Source organism: Borrelia sp. P9F1, from assembly GCF_030436115.1.
In the GTDB taxonomy this organism is placed as follows: Bacteria; Spirochaetota; Spirochaetia; order Borreliales; family Borreliaceae; genus Borrelia.
This window is the reverse complement of the sequence record NZ_CP129407.1, coordinates 111,224-129,841: the sequence shown is the minus strand read 5'-3', so window position 1 is coordinate 129,841 and position 18,618 is coordinate 111,224. Positions and strand designations below refer to the sequence as shown.

Here is an 18,618-nt window from a genome sequence, read left to right as displayed (position 1 = left end):
AGAGTTTAATGTCTAATATTACTATAGAAAGATTAGATGATGTTTTGCAAGAGGATAAGTGGACAAGAATAGTTGTTAATAATTATTCTCTTGCTAAGATAAAAGAATTGGATGAGTTGGTAGAAGATATAATTTCTGAAAGTTTAACGGAGGAGGCTTTAGATATTTGTGGTAAGCACTTAAAGGATGTCAAGAAGAGTATTGCTGGTCTTTATGTTTCGGGTATGCTTATATATAGCAGGAGGCCCCTTAATGATATGAGCTTGCTTACAGTTGTGGATTTGTTTTCTCAAAATCTTAAGTGGACTCTTGTTGAGCATATATGTAATAAGATGCTTTTAATTTCTGAGAATAAACATGCTCTTTATACTCTTGCAAAGATATATGCTCAAAATAATGAAAATAATGATAAACTTCCAGATATCTGGATGCGCATTGTTGAGGCTGATGCTGATGACACTACTTTTGTAAGACAACTTGCTTCTCATTATGAAAATATTGATTTACAGAAGTCTATATATTTTTTTAGGAAAGCTATTTATCGTTTTATTGAAAAAAAGCAGATGTCAGGTGTTAGAGAGATATGGGCGAAGCTAACTCGATATGTATCTGACGATTTTGATTCTTTTCTTCTTATACTGGCAAAGGTTGAAAAGGAACTTGGCTTTAAAAAGGTTGTAGTTCTTTATGAAGACTTATATGAGCATTATTCTGCAAGTGGGAATGTGGATGAAACGATAGAGATTTTAAAAGGGATTTTAAAGCTTGACAATAAAAACCAGAAGGCAAGAGAAAATTTAGTTATTTTTTTAAGGGAGAAGTATAAGGAAGTTAAAAATATTGAAGAGTATCTTGAGAAATCCGATATTGAAAACCTTGATAAGAATTTTGTTGATGTCTACTCGGATTTTGAAAAATATTTATTCTTTGCTAGGGGTAATTTTGTATATCATCAAACTTGGTCTGTTGGAATAGTTAAGGACGTAAATGATCAGGGTATTGTGGTGGATTTTTTGTCCAAGAGGGGGCATTTTATTAGTTTTGATATGGCTATGTCTGCGTTGGCTCCTCTTGAAAAAGAAGATATAAGAGTTTTAAAGGCTACTAGGCCGAAAGAGGAACTTATAGAAAATATTAAAAGGGATGTTGAATGGGCATTGAGGATAATTATTAAGAGCTATAAGTCAATCGATCTTAAGGGAATTAAAAAGGAGCTTGTTCCAAGTTTAATGACTCAAAATGTCTGGAATGCTTGGAGTATTAAAGCGAAGCAAATTTTAAAGGATAATCCTCATTTTGTGATGGCGTCCGGGAAGATTGATCATTATGTATACAATGAAAGGGCTTCTAATTTCAATGAAAAAGTTTACGACAAGTTTAAAGTGGAGAAAGATTTTTATAAGAGATATGAAATTTTTATGAACTATTGTAATGTTAGTGGTGTTGTCAGGAATTCGCATGTTGCGGAGGAAATGCTTAATTATTTTTTAATTTATGTGAATAATTTTACAAAAGTTGATCATTATGTTATAAGTTCTTATGTAATACTTAAATCTTTAAAAAATTCTGAAAGTGAACTTGCTTCGAAGATTAATATGGAGAAGGATATCAATTTGGAGGTTCTTTTAAGGGAATACTCTAGGGATGTTGTTGATCTTTTTGATTCGATTTTGAATGCAGAAATCAAAAGGGAATTGACTTCTCTCGTTAAGGAAGAATTGTCTAATTGGGTTGTTTATTATAAGAAGCTTTTTCCTCACGTTGTTAACAAAAAGCTGATCGATGCCCTTTACAGGGAAGATGTAGGAGAGACAGAGCAACTTTTCAATTATATCGTAAAAAATTATAAGGTATATAAAGACGCATATATTTGGCTTTTAAAGCATCATAGTTCTTATTCACTTAATTTGGAATATGCTGACTCAGAGCTGTTGGTAAATTTAATCAAGATCTTAGCTGACAGTGTTATCAAGATTAACAATAAAAGCAATTCTGTTGCTAATAAGAGAACTTATAAGATGGTTATTAATCTTTTGATTAAAGATAGATATCTTAACACAGTTTTAAGTGAAATCATGGATGAGGAACTTGCCAAGAGGTTGTATATGACTTGTTTTTATATAAAAGATTTTCCACCAAAGGACCTCTTAGCTATTAAGACTGCGATAAGAGCTGTATTTGATGATATTGAATTTGAGGATGAGAAAATTCAAGTCTCAGGAGATAAAACCGAAGTAGGGTTTTTAACTATTTTGAGCTCTTTGAATAGAAAGCAGAAAGAGTTGCAACATTTAAAGGATGTGGAGATTCCGGAAAATTCGAAAGAGATTGGTAAGGCGCGTGAACTTGGTGATTTGAAGGAAAATGCGGAGTATCACTCTGCAAAGGAGAGGCAGCAGTTTTTAACAAAAAAATTGAATTCTCTTATGTTAGAGATAGAAGTAGCTAAAGTTATTGATATTAAAGAGCTTCAAAGTAATGTTGTTGGGTTTGGAACAAGGGTTACTATCCTTAATAAGGACACAGGACAGGAAGAATCTTACCTAATATTTGGACCTTGGGAGTCAAAGCCTGATGAGGGTATTATCTCTTATAAGTCTCCTTTTGGAGAAAATTTGCTGGATGCTAAGGAAGGCGATGATCTTGATTTTGTGATAAATGATGTTCGTTTTAGGTATTGCGTTAAAAAAATAGAGGCTGCTAGGATAAATTAAAAGAGAGAATATGTCGCATTTAAGAGGCAAAGAGAGACTGGAGGGGATAGTATGAGTGACAAGTTAAATAAGGAAAAGGCCATTGAACTTGCTAGGATTCAGATAGAAAAAGATTTTGGAAAGGGAAGCCTTATTAAGATGGGGGAATCTCCTGTGGGTAGGGGAATAGAGATTATACCGAGTGGGTCTATTTTACTTGATGAGGCAATGGGTGTTGGGGGATATCCTAAGGGAAGGATAGTGGAGATATTTGGGCCGGAGTCTTCCGGGAAGACTACTTTGACTCTTCAAGCAATTGCTGAGGTACAAAAGGGAGGTGGGATAGCGGCTTTTATTGATGCTGAGCATGCTCTTGATCCTGCTTATGCAAGGGCTTTGGGTGTAAATACTGATGAGCTTTGGCTTAGCCAGCCTGATACGGGAGAACAGGCACTTGAAATTGCTGAATATTTAATTAGGAGTGGGGGGGTTGATTTGATTGTTGTTGATTCTGTTGCAGCTTTAACTCCCCAGGCAGAGATAGATGGAGAAATGGGTGACGCTCATATTGGACTACAGGCGAGATTGATGAGCAAGGCTTTAAGAAAGATTACTGGAATACTATCTAAGGCTAACTCTTGTATTATGTTTATTAACCAAATAAGAATGAGGATAGGTGTTATGTTCGGAAATCCGGAAACTACTACGGGGGGGAATGCTTTAAAATTTTATTCTTCGCTTCGGCTTGAGGTTAGGAAGATTGAGCAGGTTACGGGAAGTTCTTCGGATGATGTTGTTGGGAATAAAATAAGAGTTAAGGTTGTTAAGAACAAGGTGGCTCCTCCCTTTCGTAAGGTAGAGCTTGTCATTTATTTTGGGAAAGGTATTTCTCGTGAGGCTAGTATTTTAGATGCTTCGGTTAAATATGGCTTAATACAAAAAACGGGTTCTTGGTATTCTATGGGAAGTGATAAATTAGGACAGGGTAGGGAAAGTGTTATTAACTATCTTGTTGAAGAAAAAGAGCTTGCTGGTGAACTTGAGGGCAAGCTTAGGAAAGTAATTTTTAAAGATTTTTTTGAAACTGGGGATTTGAAAGATGGAAACTAGTTTGGCTTTAAGTGAGGGAAGTGTTGAAAGAAGAAATTAAGGGACTTAGGGTTCACGTTTTTTTAGCAGGAAAGGGCATAGGCTCAAGGAGGCGTTGCGAAGATTTTATTAAAAAAAAAATGTAAAAATAAATGGTGTCCTTGCTGAACTTGGAGATAAAGTAAGCTTGGGTGATAGAGTGGAGTGTGAGGGACGTGTATTTGTTTTTAGGGGCCCAAGAATTGAAAATAGGCTTTATGTTGCTCTACACAAGCCCAGAAATTATTTGTGTTCTACTTTTGATCCAGGTGGAAGGAAATTAGCAATATCTTTGGTTCAGCCTTTGTTTCAAGAGAGGTTGTTTTCAATGGGTAGACTTGATTTTAAGAGTTCTGGTCTTTTGCTTTTCACTAATGATGGGCAGTTTGCAAATGGTGTTGTTCATCCAAAGGGTGAGATAGAAAAGGAATATTTAGTTGAGACTAAGAAAGATATTGATGAGCGCTTGCTTGTTGATTTTAAACGTGGAATAAGGATAGGCGGGGAAATATTTAGATTAAAATCTTACGTGATGCTTAGCAAGAATTCTGCTAAATTGATTTTAACAGAAGGTAGGAACAGGGAGATTCGTAAAGTTTTTTTAAGTAGAAATATTTTTTTGAAGACTCTTCACAGGGTTAGAATAGGGAGTATTAAATTAAATGATTTAAAAGAAGGACAGATTAGAATTATTCCTCTATCTACAGTTAATAAATTAAAGTCTGAATTCTCGGGGAATATCAAGTGATCATAGCGATTGATGGTCCTTCAGCTGCGGGTAAAAGTTCAATTGCGAAAGAGTTGGGAATGAGGCTAGGATTTAAGTTTATTAGTTCTGGTTATCTTTATCGAATAATAACTTTAATTGCTCAGCAATTCACTTTAAATGAATATGATTTGCTTGGTGAGGATAAAATTTTGGAACTTGTTTCTCAAAATGATATTAAGTTTGACGGTTCTGAGTTTTTGCTTAACCACAAGAGTGTGGTAGATCATGTTTTTAGTGAGAAGATAGATCTTCAGGTGTCGCTTTATTCCTCCTATGTGGGTGTCAGGAATATTGTGAATAAAAAGTTGAGAGAAATAGTTAAATTAGAAGGCGGTAATTATATAATAGAGGGGAGGGATATTACTACCGTAGTTTTTTCAGAGGCGGATTTTAGGGTGTATTTGGATGCTTCTGTTAGGGTTCGTGCCCTAAGGCGGCATGTACAAAGAAATAAAAATATGGATTTAAGTGAGCTGGAGCGTGCGCTGGAGAGACGAGATGAGATTGATAAGAATAAAGAGTATGGCAGGCTAGAATTGGCTGACGATGTTTTTTATATTGACACAAGTTATAAATGTTTAGAAGATGTGTGTGATAGCATTGTGAAAGCTTTGAATTTGAAAAAAATGATATAGAGAGGTGAGCATGGAAAATCAAGAAGATTTGCAAGAAAATTATCTGAAGGTTCTTGAAAGGGTAGATCTTGGGAGTAATGTTTCTGGTGTTGTTGTAAATATCATGAAGGATTATGTGCTTGTAGATGTTGGTTATAAATCTGAAGGATTTATTAGAGTTGATGAATTTGAGAACATTCCAGATATTGGGGATAGGGTTGATGCGGTAGTTACGAGGATAGGCGGTGAGTTGGGCTTGGTTCTTAGCGTAGAGAAGCTTGACTCTTTGAGTTTTCAAGACAAAGTTGATGAGTATATTGCAGATAGGAAAGTGGTTAAGGGTAAGGTTCTGTTTGAGACGGCTAGTGGGTATAAGGTTCAAATTAATGAAAATGTTACCGGATTTATGCCTCTTTATTTAAGCTCTAGGACTAAAGATGAGAAATTAAAAAGAGGCTCGATTATTGAGTTTTATGTTGTTGAGGCGAATAAGACTGATGGTTTGAGGCTTATTCTTGATAGGCGGACTTTGGAAAAGGAACGGGATCTTGAAAAGAGGAAAGAGTTTATTAGTTCTTACAGTGAGGGGGATATAGTTGATGGAGTTGTTGAAAAGATCATAGAATATGGAGCTATTATAAGGGTTAGGGAGTTTGTTCTAGGAATATTAAATAAAAGGAATATTGCCTTTACTCGTGTTGAAAATATTGAAGATTTTATTAATGTTGGTGATAGGTTGAAGTTAAAAATCATCAAGATAAACTTGAAGACAGCAAAGATGGAGTTGTCGCTTAAGGCTTTAAGGACAAATCCTTGGGATTCTATTGAATCTAAATATGCGGTTGAAAGCATTGTTAAAGGAAAGGTTGTTAAAATATTGCCCTTTGGTGCCGTTGTTGAACTTGACAATGAGGTATCGGGTTTTCTTCATATAAGTAATTTTTCTTGGGTAAGAGTGACGAAGAGCCCACAAGAGGTGGTTAAGATTGGACAAATTGTAGAGGTTAAGATTTTAGAAATAGATAAGGAAAGGCAAAGAATATCTTTGGGGATTAAGCAGGTTAATGAAAACCCTTGGGATAATTTATCTGAGAGATTTTCTGTTGGAAAAGTTATACAGGGGGTCGTTAAAAATATTACAAAGACGGGCGCTTTTGTTAATATTGAAGAGGGCATAGATGCGTACATTAGTAAATTTGATATTTCTTGGGTAGATGATGTTAATCCGGAGGATTATTTTGAAGTGGGAAGTTCTGTTAGTGGAAAAGTTATTGAATTTGATGCAAGGAAGCAAAATATTAAACTAGGAATTAAGCAGCTGGAGGAGAATCCTTGGGATGATTTTGCTAAGAGCTATAAGAAGGGTGATTCCCTTGAGGTGGAAGTTGTTGAGAAGAAGTCTAAAGGACTTCAGGTAAGAGTTTATAATAAGATAATGGGGTTTATTAGTAAGATACAACTTGGGGATACAAAAGAATCTAGCATGAGGACTTTTGATAATTTGAGTGTCGGAGACAAGCTTAAAGTTATATTGACAAATATTGACTCTAGGAACAAATTGGTCTTACTTTCTTATAGAGAGTATGAGAATCAAAAATCGAGAGAGGAGATTTCTTCTTATTTGTTTAAGGAAGATGACAATGAGTCTTATAAACCATTTGCAAATTTACTGAAGAGGAATGTTGATGTTTAGGGGTAAGATTTTTATAGGAATTCTTGCAGTTATTGTTTTTGTGAGTATTGTGGCTGTTTTTTATAGTTCTATGGATGTGGATTATGTTAAGACGGGAGGAGAGATAGTAGAGAAACTTGAGGGCGATTTAAATCTTTACTTAAGGGAAAGAGGTGATGAGGAAAGAAGTAAGATAGAACTTGGAATAAAGGAATCTATAGGTAAGGTGGGGGAGATTGCACACGAATTTTTTCCCAGATTTTATCTGGCAAGGTCTACTTATTTGCAGAGCAAGGGATTATACAAGGAAGCTCTTGATGATTTGGATATTGTGCTTAAATCAAAATGGATTGAAAGAGAAATTGCGTACCTTAATAAGGCTGTGATTTATGAAAAAATGGGACAAGTGGAAGATGCCTTGTTAGTATATGATAACATTATCAAGCAGACAAAATTTGAGTTTATGAGGATTAAGGCATTGCTTAGTAAGGCGTTGATCGTTGAGGTAAAGGATAAAAATATGGCTGTAGATATATATGAGCAGATTTCTAATTTTTCTTATGAAAATAATTTGTATGTGAATATAGCTAAGAATAAGCTTTTACAGCTTAAGTGATTTGATTTTATTCTTTTGAAGTGAAAAAAAATTTCGGTATTTTATTAAGTTTTTTTTTGTTGATTTTGGGGTGTGGCATCGAAGATATTGTTATAGTTGACTCTCCTGTTAAGGTTGATAGTAGGGCTTCCAGAGATACACTTGCCTTTTTATTGCCTTTTGGGTATTTTAATAAACCAAATACAACCAGAATTAAGGGATTTGATATATACTACAAGTTCTATCCTGAGGGCTCAAATTATCATTCGGATGGTTTTACAAAGACGGTTCAGAAAGATTTTGATGCTTTGAAGGGAGTTTTTAATAATGTTGCTGAGTTTAATAATAGGGGATTTTATAAGATAAATTTAAACGATAGGCGTTTTTCGGGGAGGCCAACTTTAAAATTAGATAAAAGTTGGATTGATGGGAAGTTCCCTTTGTATTTTGAACTTAGCTTTGAGGACTTAAGAAAGAGTACCCCTGGGTCGGCCTTTATTAGTGTAAGAAAGGGTAGTGATTCTTCTGCGCCTCTCCTTACCGATATTAAAACCATATATAGATCTCATGTTGTTGATGGCTTATATGCTGAATTTTCTGAAGCGCTTAAGAAGAGTAGAGTTTTGGATGGAGATAGGAGACCGATTGATCTTAAGCATATTAGCAATGATTTTTTCACAAGGGATGTTTCCCCTAAGTACAATTTGGTGATTTTTGTTATGGCTGTGGGTAATGTGATAGAGGATGATTTTTATGGTGTTATTCTGGATATAGGTAGTTTGGATAGTTTTAGGTTAGAGGCCTAAGTAGGGGTACTGCATGATAACATTTTTTTTTCATTTGATTTTGACTAACATTGTTATTTCCTTCTTGGTTAGTTTTTTTGTTGTTTTTTTCGGAGTATTAAGGTTTGGATTTTTATTGGTTTATTTTATAAGTTTTTTGGGTAGCGTCTTGTTTTTGTTTTTTATATCTTTTTTTTATTCTGATTATTACAATAGGCAAATAAATCTTCTGTTTTATTTATCTCCAATAATTGGTTCAATAGCTTTTATATTTTTATTAAAATTTTCTGAGAGAAATAAGAACGATTTATAGTAAGTGGTTTAAGAAACTCTATATCCAATTTTTTACAGCAAAATTTTTAGAACATTTTTCGTTTTTCGATGATATAGGTTAGTGTAATTTTAATACTAAAAAGCTCCTTTTTCATTTTTACCACCTAATCAACCCCCTGCTTCTTATTTTTTAACAGCGTCAGCAAATTTAAAAGTAATTATTCCCTAGCATTAGTTCTGTCTTGACAACGGGAAAGGTAGCCTTGTTGAGATACGAATTAGTTTTTCTGTGTTTACTTTCTAAGGAGGGGCTAATTCTAAATTTTATTTATCATTGTGAACGTTTGGACCCAATGACTTATCAATTGCTTTATTTTGTGATATTCTTACTAGATGAAAGTATCCGCTATATAGATAGTGAGTAAAAGAGAAGGACTTAGGAGGTTGTTTTGGCAGTTATTACTATGAAGAGTCTTTTGGAAGCTGGAGTCCATTTTGGGCATCAGGTGAAGAGACTTGATCCAAGGATGAAGAGGTTTATCTTCTCTGAGAGGAATGAAATACATATTTTGGATTTACAAAAAACTTTGCAAGGGATTAAGGATTCTTATGAGCTTGTTCAGAGTGTAGTAAAAAGCGGTAAGAAGGTGTTGTTTGTTGGGACTAAGAAGCAGGCAAGTGAAATAATTGAACAAGAGGCTAAAAGAAGTGATATGCCTTATGTAAATAATAGGTGGCTTGGGGGAATGCTTTCAAATTTTAATACTATTAGGAAATCAGTTCAGAAGCTAAAAAAATTGGAGAAGATGGAAGTTGATGGGACTTTCGATATGATTAGCAAAAAGGAGGTTTCTCAGCTTAATCGTGAGAAGTTAAAGCTGGCTAAGAATCTGACGGGGATCAAGGATATGGAGGATCTTCCGGGTGCGGTTTTTATTATTGATCCTAAAAGAGAGCAGATAGTTATTAATGAAGCAAGGAATCTTGGCATACCTATTATTTCAGTAGTTGATACAAATTGTAATCCAGATGTCATTGACTGTCCAATACCTGGAAATGATGATGCGATTCGTTCTGTTGCTTTATTTACCAAGATTATATCTGACGCTATCCTTGAGAGCGACAAGGAAGTTGGGATTCAAATAGTTGAGAACTTGAATGAAGAAGACTTGATAAGTGAAATTGAAGTTAAGAATGATGATGAGAAGGAATCGAAAGAATAAAAGGAGAATGGTATGGGTATTAGTCCTCAAGAGGTAAAAAAGCTGAGGGATGTAACTGGAGCTGGATTTGGTGATTGTAAGAAATCTTTAGAGCTTGCTGGTGGTGATTTTGAATTGGCTAGGAAAAAACTTAAGGAGATGGGGATTGCATCGGCTGATAAGAGAAGCGATAGAGATGCTAGGGAGGGACGTGTGTTTTCTTATGCAAGCAGAGAAAGAGTGGGTATTTTGCTTATTTCGTGTGAAACAGATTTTGTTGCTATGAATAGTGATTTTGTGGCTTTTGGGAATTCTTTGATAAAAAGATTAGTTGAGGATGGTAGAGATTCTTTAGATGAGGAACAAGAAGATGGAATTAAAAATTTAGCGGCTACGATAAAGGAAAATATTCAGGTAAAGAAGATTTTTATTACAGATGTTTCGTCTAATGAACTTGTTAAGAGTTATCTTCACGGGGAGCAGTCTAAAATAGGGGTGTTTGTTAAATTAAGGGTTGACGATGCTTCTAAAGTAGAAGATGAGAGACTAAATAATCTTGCAATGGATTTGGCTTTACATGTGGCAGCTTTTGCTCCGCTTTATTTGTGTGTTGATAATATTTGTCCTGATTACATTAAGGAACAGGAAGAGATGTTTATTAAGCAGATGGAAAATAGTGGAAAGCCTGAAAATATAGTTAAGGGGATTGTGTCTGGGAAGCTTAAAAAGCATTTGGGAGAGATTTCTCTTTTAGAACAAAGTTTTGTAAAGGACGATAAATTTACTGTTAGAGAAAAAGTTGAAGAGATTTCAAAGTTGATTTTAAGCAAGATAGAGGTGATTGATTTTAAGTGTTTGTGTGTTGGGTGATAAGTTGATATTGTCCTTTTAATTTTAAGGAGGCTTGAGTGGAGGAATATAAGGCTTTATTGAATGAAAAGATGAATAAAGTTCTTTTGTCTCTTGAGAATGAATATAAATCTTTAAGAACAGGTAGGGTAAGTAGTGCTCTTTTTGATAAGGTATTGGTTGATTATTATGGGGAAAAAACTCCTTTAACCAGAGTTGCCAATGTTAGTATCCCAGAAGCAAGGCTTGTTGTAATTCAACCTTGGGACAAGACTTTGTTGGGTAAAATAGAACAGGCTATACTTAATTCAGATCTTTCTATGAACCCTTCAAGTGATGGGTCAGTACTTAGAATTAAAGTACCTGCGTTGACTGTTGAGAGGCGTAAGCAGATAGCGGGTCAAGCGAAGAAGATAGCTGAGGAATATAAGGTTATTGCTAGGAATGTTAGGCAAGAGTTAAACAATAAGGCAAAAAACCAGGAAAAGGAATCTGAGATTACAGAAGATGATTTACGTCGGATTTTAGATGATGTACAGAAGAGTATTAATTCTTATGTTAAAAGAATAGATGAAATTTTGGATTTAAAAACAAAGGAGATCATGGAAGTTTAAGTTTATGAATAGATGTTCTCTTCCTATGCATGTTGGCATCATAATGGATGGCAATAGAAGGTGGGCTTTAAAGAGGGGTGTTTCTTTACTTGAGGGGTATCAAGAAGGCTTAAGGAGAGTTAAGGATATAATACAACATTCTGTTAAACTGGATATAAAATGTTTATCCCTTTATGTGTTCTCCACAGAAAACTGGAGCAGGGATAAGAGTGAAATAGAATATTTGATGTTTTTGATTGCTAACTATTTAAGATCTGAGTTTGCTTTTTATAGTGAAAATAGCATAAAGATAGTAGTTTCTGGGGATATTGAAGCTTTGGAAGAAGAAGTAAGAGAGGCAATTGTTGACGCTGTCGATTTTACTAAAAATTTTGGTGGGCTTATTTTAAACTTGGCCATTAATTATGGTGGACGGGATGAAATAGTTAGGGCAGTTGGAAAAATTCTGAAGAGCGATTTAAAGTTTGATTCTCTGAGTGAGGTTGAATTTGCAAGGTTTTTAGACAATCCGGAACTTCATGAACTTGATCTTTTGATACGTACGGGAGGAGAAATGAGGATAAGTAATTTTCTTTTGTGGAAAGTTGCTTATTGCGAGTTTGTTTTTTCAAGTATTTTATGGCCAGAATATTCTATTTCTCATTATAATGATGATTTAATGTGTTTTGGAAAGAGGAAAAGAAATTTTGGGAAATAAAAATTTGTATGAACTTAGGTCTAAAAAGCTGGCATTTGTTAAGCGGCTTGGAACATTTTTGTTTTTCGTGCCCTTGGTTTTGTTTTTGATATTTTTAGAGTTCAAAGATTATTTATTTATCAATATTTTAATTTTTATTTTTAGTGGAGTTTCTGCAAAAGAGGTTAATGATCTACTTAAGGCTAAGTCTTCTTCTATTTCAAATACTTTAGCATTTTTTTTAGGGATAGCGCCTCCAGTTTTGACGTATGTACACTTCAATATTTTTGATTTAGGTATCAATATAATATTTTATTTAGTAATAACTTTAATTTTTAGCAACTGGATCGTTAATTTGGTTTTCATTAAAGAGCATGAAATTGTCAATTTTCTATCGCAGGCTACCTCAATAGTTTTTATACTCATATATCCTGGTATTTTGATTTCATTTATTGTTGCTATTACCACTTTGCCGAAAGCTCCTGTTCTTTTGTTAATACTTTTCTCTATGGTGAGTGGTAATGATACTTTTGCCTATCTTGTTGGTTACTTTTGGGGAAAGAATAGCTATAGGCCTACTATTATTAGCCCCAATAAGACGATAATGGGGTTTTTGGGTGGAATATTATTTTCCGTTCTTGTTGCAATAGTTGTAGTATTTTTAGGGGTTATAAATTTAACCTATGGGGAAGCTGTGATTTTTGGTATTTTAATGGGATTTTTTACTATTGTTGGTGATCTATTTGAATCTGGACTTAAGCGCAGTGCATCGGTTAAGGATTCTGGAAATATTATTCCTGGTAGAGGTGGTGCCCTTGATTCAATTGATTCATTTCTTTTAGCAGGTCCTATATTTTATTTGTGTCTATCATAAAGTGTTAGGAGGAATTTATGTATATTGTGCTTAGCATGTTAGGTTTTACTTTAATAATATTCATCCATGAATTGGGTCATTTTCTATTTGCAAAGCTTTTTAAGGTTAAGGTTGAAGTTTTTTCTATCGGAATAGGCCCTAGCGTTTTTAAATTTAAAGTAAGGGATACAGAATATAGATTTTCTCCAATTTTTTTAGGGGGGTATTGCAGGCTTAAAGGAGCTGAGCACTTGGAAAATGAGCTTAAATTGAATAGACAAATTGAGGCAGATAGAGATTCTCTTTTCGGTATCTCTAATTTTAAGAGAATATTAATATATTTTGCAGGGCCTCTTTTTAATTTAATCTTGGCATTCGTTATTTTTATTGTAATAGATATCATAGGAGTTATATCTCTTGATTATCCTAGCAAAATAACCTCTGTAAGTAATAATAATTTAAGTAAATTTAGAGATGGAGATATTATTTTAAGTGTTAATAAAAGGGATATAGTTTCTTTTTCAGATTTGAAGAGAGTTATACCTGTGGAGGAAACTAGAACAGCTTTCACAGTTTTAAGAAACAATGAGAAGATTGATTTCGAAGAGTATCTGAATTTGGAAAAATTTTTAAAGGAAATTGGTCCTTGGGTGGACCTTGTCATTTCTAAAGTTGAACCAAATTCCCCAGCAGAAGTTGCGGGCATGAGGCAATATGATAGGATAGTAAGTATCAATAATGTTATTTTAAATAATAATAAGCAGTTGCAAAATTGCATTATGAATCTCGATTCTGACGTGGCAGAGATTAAATACGATAGAAATGGAGAGATTTTAACTTCAAGATTGGTATTTCAAGATACGAATAAAGTTTTAGGTGTTTATTTTTTGCCTAGCGTAGAAAGATTAGTTAGGGCAGATAATTTAAGGGTTGCTATTATAAACTCTTTTAATAAGGTCTTGGGTGTACTAAGTAGCATTCTGTATTCTATTTTTGATTTGTTAACGAATTTTACAAAAAACTTTAGGAACGTCGTGGGTCCCGTCGGAGTTATTAATGTTATTTCTAGTTCTTCTGCCCTCGGGGTCTTATATTGGCTTAATACCATAGCTATTTTTAATTTGCTAGTTGCTGGTATGAACTTATTCTTTGTTATAATTCCGATACTTGACGGAGGACAAATTCTTATTAGTCTGATTGAGATCCTACGCGGAAGGAGATTTAGGGCTAGATCCATTTATTGCTTTTACAGCATCGGTATCTTCCTAGTATTGGGACTTCTCATTCTGGGACTCTTTAATGATTTAAGTAACATCTTAAGATAGATTCGATTGGTTTAACCAACAGGTAGTACATAACCCAGCATGAACCAAAAGTGAGAAAAAGAACCCAGCAATATCAGAACATGGAAGACGTCGTGTACCCTCATACTCACTATTGGATCAAACTTCTTGCTTATTGCGTAGACCACACCCCCTATTGTGTAAAGAACCCCCCCTAGCACTAGCCACAAAAATCCTCTCAAAGGAAGTGCATTGTAAATAAGCTTGACACCAAACACAATCGTCCATCCCATAAGTATGAATATCAATCCATTAACCCAGCCAGGACTGTTTACGTACACTGATTTGAATACAATCCCTAACAAGGCAAGGCCCCAAACAGTCGAAAGAATTAACTTCCCGCAAATATTGGGCATGAGAATTAGACAAGGCGGAGTATAAGTCCCCGCTATCAACAAAAATATGGAAATATGATCAAGCTTTCTAAATATTTCTTTCACTCTACTGCCCTTCAAGCAAATGTGGTAAAAAGTGCTCATCGTGTACAGAAGCACCATCGAAAGGCCATAAGCGAAAAACACCGCCGCATGAAACTGCTTTCTTGAAGCAATCGACAGGGTAATAAGAACGGTACTCCCTATCACCGACAAAACAACTCCAAACAAGTGAGACAACGCACTAAATAACTCATTTCTGGGTACTTGACACACGCATGACCCATAATCTTTGTCCTTCAGAAGCATAAACCTACCCTCTATTCCGATTTTTTGTAAATTCAAACCTATCCCCAACAGCATTATTAATGCAAAAAAAATATAATTCAAGTGAGAACGGGAATGGAAACATGCAAGACTTTAGTTTCGTGTAATGATTAAGTTTGCCTCCATTACATGATTTTCTTCTCAAATTTGAAAAAAAGTTATATAATTGCTACTTTAAGTTTTTCAAGTGGAGAGGAAGGGAGTGATAAATTTTTTAAGGGTGCGTGGGTTTGCAAAGCTGCAGAAGTTTGCGAGTGCGATAAATTTACCGATTTCTGTTTTGCCGATTTCTTGTTTGATGCTGGGGATTGGGTCTGCTATGTCAAACCCTTCTAGTTTGATTTATATCGATAATGTTGTTTTACAAGGTGCCTTAGGTCTTGTGAGAGCTGTGGGCAATACTATTACCTTAAATATTCCTTTGTTGTTTGTTGTAGGCATTGCTGTTGGCGTATCGAGAGTCCAAAAGGGGCCTGCTGCGCTTTCGGCAATTGTTGGATATTTGATCTTTAATGTGACTGAAAATTATTTTCTTGACATGTTTTCAGAACTTGTTGAACCCAGTTTGATGTCTTCTATTGGGCAAGTCAATTTTCTTGGCATTCAAACTTTAAATACGGGCGTTGTTGGTTCTTTATCGGTTGGGCTTTTAGTTGGATATTTGCACAATAGATTTTGTGGAGTTAAGTTGCCATTGCCTTTTGGTTTTTTTTCTGGGCCTAGGTTTGTTCCTGTGGTGGTATTTCCTTTTTGTATTTTTTTAGGAATGATATTCTCTTTGATTTGGCCAAATCTTGATGAGGTAATTACTTCTTGTGGACTTTTTATTTCTGGGTTTGATTACTTTGGTAGTTTTCTCTATGGGATGTTAAACAGGATATTAGTTCCTTTAGGGCTCCATTCTATTCTTACGTTTCCTTTTAATTTTACTTCTTTAGGGGGGACAGAAATAATTAATGGTCAAGCGATCGGTGGTATTCAAAATATATTTCATGCTCAGTTATCCGATTCACGGCTTACCGAATTTTATTCAGGTATTGCCAGATACAGGGGTGGGTTTTATCTTTCTATTATGTTTGGGTTGCCTGGAGCTGCTTTTGGAGTTTATAGGGGGATTATTTGTGAAGAAAAGAATAAGGTCTCATCTCTTCTTTTCTCAGGTGCTCTTACTGCCTTTTTGATGGGAATTACAGAGCCCTTAGAGTTCTTATTTGTTTTTACAGCACCTTTGCTTTACTTCGTACATGCTATTTATACAGGGCTTGCTTTATTGGTCGCCAATGTTTTTGGTATTGCGATTGGGTCTACGTTTTCTACTGGATTTTTTGATTTCTTTATGTTTGGGATGTTGCAGGGACATGATAAAACAAATTGGATTTATGCATTGCCCTTGGGGTTTGCGTTTTTTGGTCTGTATTATTTTACTTTTAAATGGCTTTATAATTATTTTGATTTTCAGCTTTTTGGTGTTGACGAACCATTTTTTGGAGGCAATGAGGGAAAAGTCGAAGGGATTGGGGTGGCGCATCTTATAGCACAAGGGCTGGGTGGTCTTGATAACATACAGGAGTTTGATATTGTGTCAACGGACTTAAGGTTTGTGGTGTTCAGCCCTGAGCTTGTGTCTTGCGATTTACTGAGTGAGACAGGAGCTTTGAACGTTATTGCTAGTGGTAATACGATCAGAATTTCTTATGGGACTCATGTTTATTATATAAAACAAGCTATTGAAAATTATTCACCTAGGAAGCTTTTCAGAACTAGTGTTGTTGTTGCGTCTGATCATGTGAAACAAGGAATTAAAGCCTATGTAGAAATGAAGGAGGATGACAAGCTTGAGAAGAGAGGGCAGACAGGGAAGCGATATAAGCTTACTAAAGAAGATAATGAGTAGAATCACTGTTTGATGTAGTTAGAGCTATTGATTATTGGAGTAATCTCTTTTAGGTTTGTTTTAAGGCTTTGGAGGGTGGAATTCTCGGAGACACTTCGGATTGTAGAGCATTTAGTGAAAGTATAGAAGAAGTAGCTTTTGGTTGTTTCGGGAGGTTTATCTTAGAAGGGTTTCCGCTCAATATTGAAAAAAGTTAAGCGCTTTTGTATACTAACTTAAGTAACCTTTGCCGCAGGTCTTTGGAAGGTTTGTGGCGCGATTGAGACCGTAAGGAGTTAGGATGATAAGAAAGTATGAGTCTTGTTTTTTGTTTAGGAGTGAGGAGCTTGAGTACAAGGCAGCCTTAGAGGAAGTGCGTAAACAGTTGGAGGCTTTCGGTGCTAGTGATATTGTTGAAAGTTCTCTTGGGGAGAGAGCGTTGGAGTATCCTATTAAAAAGCAGGAACGTGGTAGGTATGAGATAATAGAATTTAAAATGGATGGTGATAATTTAAGAGAGCTTGAGGTTCAATTGAAGCTTGTTAAAAATTTATTAAGGTACATGATTTTGATTAAGGCCAATAAGAAGATTAGTACTAAGAAAGTTAAAAGAAAGAATTTCAGGGATAGTAGAGAAAAGGATTTGGCAGGAGCTAGTACTAGTGCCGATGTTGTCGATGTTAAGGAAAATTGAGGAAGTTTCAGATGGCAGATATTAATTCGTTAGTGTTGTCTGGCAGGCTTACTAGAGATTCTGAGCTTACATATACCGAGACTGGAATAGCTATTCTTAAGTTTGGGTTAGCTAATAACAGAAGAATGAAGAAAAATGATGAATGGGTTGATCATGCTCAGTTTTTTGAGTGTGTTATCTTTTCAAAGAGGGCAGAAAGTCTTAGTGCTTTTCTTAAGAAGGGGAAGCAGGTCGTGGTAAGTGGTTCTTTAAAATATGAGAGTTGGCAGGATAAAAACACTGGAGACAAAAGAAGTAAGATTAGCGTTTTAGTGGATGAGCTTCAAATGTTTGGAACATTAACTACTACTCAGAGTACGAGTAGTGCTGGATTTGAAGGTTATAAGAAGACAGATACATTTAAAGACATTGACTTTGATGATAGTTTTAACGAGGATATACCTTTTTAGGAGAGTAAGTTATGTATAAGGATAGAGAATTTCATCAGAGAGATTCACGGTCTGATGGACATCAGGATGGTATTAGGAAGAATCCTAATTTTAGGTTTTTTAAGAAAAAAACATGTAAATTTTGTGATATGGACAGGGTTCCAGATTTTAAAGAATTTGATTTCCTTAGGAAATTTATTACGGAGCAGGGGAAAATACTGCCTAGAAGAATTACGGGTACGTCTGCTAAGCACCAGAGGCGCCTTGCGTTAGAGATTAAGAAGGCCAGGTATATGGCGTTGCTTCCCTTTGTGAAGGGATAATGGATGGTTTGGGAGGGATTATGAAGGTGATTTTGAAGGAAGATTTTGTCAGTCTTGGCAAAGAAGGCGATACTGTTGATGTGAAGGATGGCTTTGCAAGGAATTATTTATTGCCCAAGGGTTTCGCTGTTTTTTCAAATAAGCATAACATTGATATTTTTAGTCAAAAGAGAAGGGCAATACTTAAGAGACAGGAGACTAAGAAACGGACGGCCCTTGAGCTTAAGGAAAAACTTGATGCTGTTAAGTTAGAGTTTGTGATGCAGTCTAGTGAGGGAGGGAAATTATTCCATAGTATCAATAGTTCAAATATTGCTGACGAACTTTTAAAGCTTGGATTTGAAATTGAGAGGAGGAAAATAGATATACATCATGGTATGTTAAAAACTTTTGGGATCCATGAGGTGACTATTAAGCTTTATGAAGGAATTAGCTCTATTGTGAAGGTTGAGATAAAAAGGGAAGAGCAAAAGAGTACTCTTAAGAAAGTTAAGAAGGCCGAAAGGGAAGTTTAGAGAGGTGTGAAGTGGCTT

Annotated in this window: 19 protein-coding genes and 1 pseudogene; 19 read left to right on the top strand and 1 reads right to left on the bottom strand. The window is 35.1% G+C overall.

Features of this window, described 5'->3' with window-relative positions:
* The first annotated feature begins 8 nt into the window (after positions 1–8).
* The 14 genes and pseudogenes from greA (at position 9) to rseP (ending at position 14,048) form a co-directional block, all read left to right on the top strand.
* On the top strand, positions 9–2,714 hold the full coding sequence (gene greA / locus QYZ68_RS00660) for a transcription elongation factor GreA (protein WP_301383604.1): 2,706 nt from the start codon (positions 9–11) through the stop codon (positions 2,712–2,714).
* A gap of 51 nt (positions 2,715–2,765) precedes the next feature.
* Positions 2,766–3,803, top strand: a complete 1,038-nt coding sequence (gene recA, locus QYZ68_RS00655) for a recombinase RecA (protein ID WP_301383602.1) — start codon at positions 2,766–2,768, stop codon at positions 3,801–3,803.
* Between the two features lie 35 nt (positions 3,804–3,838).
* Positions 3,839–4,569 (top strand): annotated as a pseudogene (locus QYZ68_RS00650) (pseudouridine synthase).
* Positions 4,566–5,225 carry a (d)CMP kinase gene (cmk, locus tag QYZ68_RS00645; RefSeq protein ID WP_301383600.1) on the top strand — a complete coding sequence of 220 codons (660 nt, stop codon included), beginning with the start codon at positions 4,566–4,568 and terminating at the stop codon, positions 5,223–5,225. Before QYZ68_RS00650 ends, cmk begins: the two are co-directional and overlap by 4 nt.
* Before the next feature lie 10 nt (positions 5,226–5,235).
* Positions 5,236–6,897, top strand: a complete 1,662-nt coding sequence (locus tag QYZ68_RS00640; RefSeq protein WP_301383598.1) for a 30S ribosomal protein S1 — start codon at positions 5,236–5,238, stop codon at positions 6,895–6,897.
* Entirely contained in the window at positions 6,890–7,492 is a 603-nt protein-coding gene (locus QYZ68_RS00635) for a tetratricopeptide repeat protein (RefSeq protein WP_301383596.1), read from the top strand. The genes QYZ68_RS00640 and QYZ68_RS00635 overlap by 8 nt, the downstream gene beginning before the upstream one ends.
* Positions 7,493–7,512: 20 nt before the next feature.
* A complete protein-coding gene (locus QYZ68_RS00630) occupies positions 7,513–8,277 on the top strand; it encodes a hypothetical protein (RefSeq protein ID WP_301383595.1) in 765 nt (254 codons plus the stop codon).
* A 13-nt stretch (positions 8,278–8,290) separates the two neighbouring features.
* On the top strand, positions 8,291–8,569 hold the full coding sequence (locus QYZ68_RS00625; protein WP_301383593.1) for a hypothetical protein: 279 nt from the start codon (positions 8,291–8,293) through the stop codon (positions 8,567–8,569).
* 409 nt (positions 8,570–8,978) lie between these two features.
* Complete coding sequence (gene rpsB, locus QYZ68_RS00620) at positions 8,979–9,752, top strand: 30S ribosomal protein S2 (protein WP_301383591.1); 774 nt, start codon at positions 8,979–8,981, stop codon at positions 9,750–9,752.
* A gap of 12 nt (positions 9,753–9,764) precedes the next feature.
* Positions 9,765–10,601 carry a translation elongation factor Ts gene (tsf, locus tag QYZ68_RS00615; protein ID WP_301383589.1) on the top strand — a complete coding sequence of 279 codons (837 nt, stop codon included), beginning with the start codon at positions 9,765–9,767 and terminating at the stop codon, positions 10,599–10,601.
* Positions 10,602–10,639: 38 nt separating this feature from the next.
* Positions 10,640–11,194 carry a ribosome recycling factor gene (frr, locus tag QYZ68_RS00610; protein WP_301383587.1) on the top strand — a complete coding sequence of 185 codons (555 nt, stop codon included), beginning with the start codon at positions 10,640–10,642 and terminating at the stop codon, positions 11,192–11,194.
* Between the two features lie 4 nt (positions 11,195–11,198).
* Positions 11,199–11,891 (top strand): polyprenyl diphosphate synthase, encoded by a 693-nt coding sequence (gene uppS, locus QYZ68_RS00605; protein WP_301383584.1) that lies wholly within the window; start codon positions 11,199–11,201, stop codon positions 11,889–11,891.
* A 4-nt stretch (positions 11,892–11,895) separates the two neighbouring features.
* Positions 11,896–12,744, top strand: a complete 849-nt coding sequence (locus QYZ68_RS00600) for a phosphatidate cytidylyltransferase (RefSeq protein WP_476390632.1) — start codon at positions 11,896–11,898, stop codon at positions 12,742–12,744.
* 17 nt (positions 12,745–12,761) lie between these two features.
* The gene (gene rseP, locus QYZ68_RS00595) at positions 12,762–14,048 is read left to right on the top strand and encodes an RIP metalloprotease RseP (protein WP_301383580.1); all 1,287 of its coding nucleotides are present in this window, start codon (positions 12,762–12,764) and stop codon (positions 14,046–14,048) included.
* Positions 14,049–14,059: 11 nt separating this feature from the next.
* On the opposite strand, the gene trhA is transcribed toward rseP, so the two are convergent.
* Complete coding sequence (gene trhA, locus QYZ68_RS00590; protein WP_301384383.1) at positions 14,060–14,749, bottom strand: PAQR family membrane homeostasis protein TrhA; 690 nt, start codon at positions 14,747–14,749, stop codon at positions 14,060–14,062.
* A 220-nt stretch (positions 14,750–14,969) separates the two neighbouring features.
* On the opposite strand from trhA, the gene QYZ68_RS00585 reads away from it, so the two are divergent.
* The 5 genes from QYZ68_RS00585 (at position 14,970) to rplI (ending at position 18,600) form a co-directional block, all read left to right on the top strand.
* Positions 14,970–16,661, top strand: coding sequence for a PTS transporter subunit EIIC (locus QYZ68_RS00585; protein ID WP_301383578.1), 1,692 nt, complete (start codon positions 14,970–14,972; stop codon positions 16,659–16,661).
* A gap of 280 nt (positions 16,662–16,941) precedes the next feature.
* Positions 16,942–17,334 (top strand): 30S ribosomal protein S6, encoded by a 393-nt coding sequence (gene rpsF, locus QYZ68_RS00580; RefSeq protein WP_301383576.1) that lies wholly within the window; start codon positions 16,942–16,944, stop codon positions 17,332–17,334.
* A gap of 11 nt (positions 17,335–17,345) precedes the next feature.
* Entirely contained in the window at positions 17,346–17,783 is a 438-nt protein-coding gene (gene ssb, locus QYZ68_RS00575) for a single-stranded DNA-binding protein (protein WP_301383574.1), read from the top strand.
* 11 nt (positions 17,784–17,794) lie between these two features.
* Positions 17,795–18,085, top strand: coding sequence for a 30S ribosomal protein S18 (rpsR, locus tag QYZ68_RS00570; RefSeq protein ID WP_301383571.1), 291 nt, complete (start codon positions 17,795–17,797; stop codon positions 18,083–18,085).
* Positions 18,086–18,105: 20 nt separating this feature from the next.
* Entirely contained in the window at positions 18,106–18,600 is a 495-nt protein-coding gene (gene rplI, locus QYZ68_RS00565) for a 50S ribosomal protein L9 (RefSeq protein ID WP_301383569.1), read from the top strand.
* The last annotated feature ends 18 nt before the right edge of the window (positions 18,601–18,618 follow it).

Bases quoted from the DNA above. Each gene is read 5' to 3' on its own strand.
- greA (WP_301383604.1), top strand. From the start codon at position 9: ATGTCTAATATTACTATAGAAAGATTAGATGATGTTTTGCAAGAGGAT.
- recA (WP_301383602.1), top strand. From the start codon at position 2,766: ATGAGTGACAAGTTAAATAAGGAAAAGGCCATTGAACTTGCTAGGATT.
- QYZ68_RS00640 (WP_301383598.1), top strand. From the start codon at position 5,236: ATGGAAAATCAAGAAGATTTGCAAGAAAATTATCTGAAGGTTCTTGAA.
- QYZ68_RS00635 (WP_301383596.1), top strand. From the start codon at position 6,890: ATGTTTAGGGGTAAGATTTTTATAGGAATTCTTGCAGTTATTGTTTTT.
- QYZ68_RS00625 (WP_301383593.1), top strand. From the start codon at position 8,291: ATGATAACATTTTTTTTTCATTTGATTTTGACTAACATTGTTATTTCC.
- tsf (WP_301383589.1), top strand. From the start codon at position 9,765: ATGGGTATTAGTCCTCAAGAGGTAAAAAAGCTGAGGGATGTAACTGGA.
- uppS (WP_301383584.1), top strand. From the start codon at position 11,199: ATGAATAGATGTTCTCTTCCTATGCATGTTGGCATCATAATGGATGGC.
- rseP (WP_301383580.1), top strand. From the start codon at position 12,762: ATGTATATTGTGCTTAGCATGTTAGGTTTTACTTTAATAATATTCATC.
- trhA (WP_301384383.1), bottom strand. From the start codon at position 14,749: ATGCTTCTGAAGGACAAAGATTATGGGTCATGCGTGTGTCAAGTACCC.
- rpsF (WP_301383576.1), top strand. From the start codon at position 16,942: ATGATAAGAAAGTATGAGTCTTGTTTTTTGTTTAGGAGTGAGGAGCTT.
- ssb (WP_301383574.1), top strand. From the start codon at position 17,346: ATGGCAGATATTAATTCGTTAGTGTTGTCTGGCAGGCTTACTAGAGAT.
- rpsR (WP_301383571.1), top strand. From the start codon at position 17,795: ATGTATAAGGATAGAGAATTTCATCAGAGAGATTCACGGTCTGATGGA.
- rplI (WP_301383569.1), top strand. From the start codon at position 18,106: ATGAAGGTGATTTTGAAGGAAGATTTTGTCAGTCTTGGCAAAGAAGGC.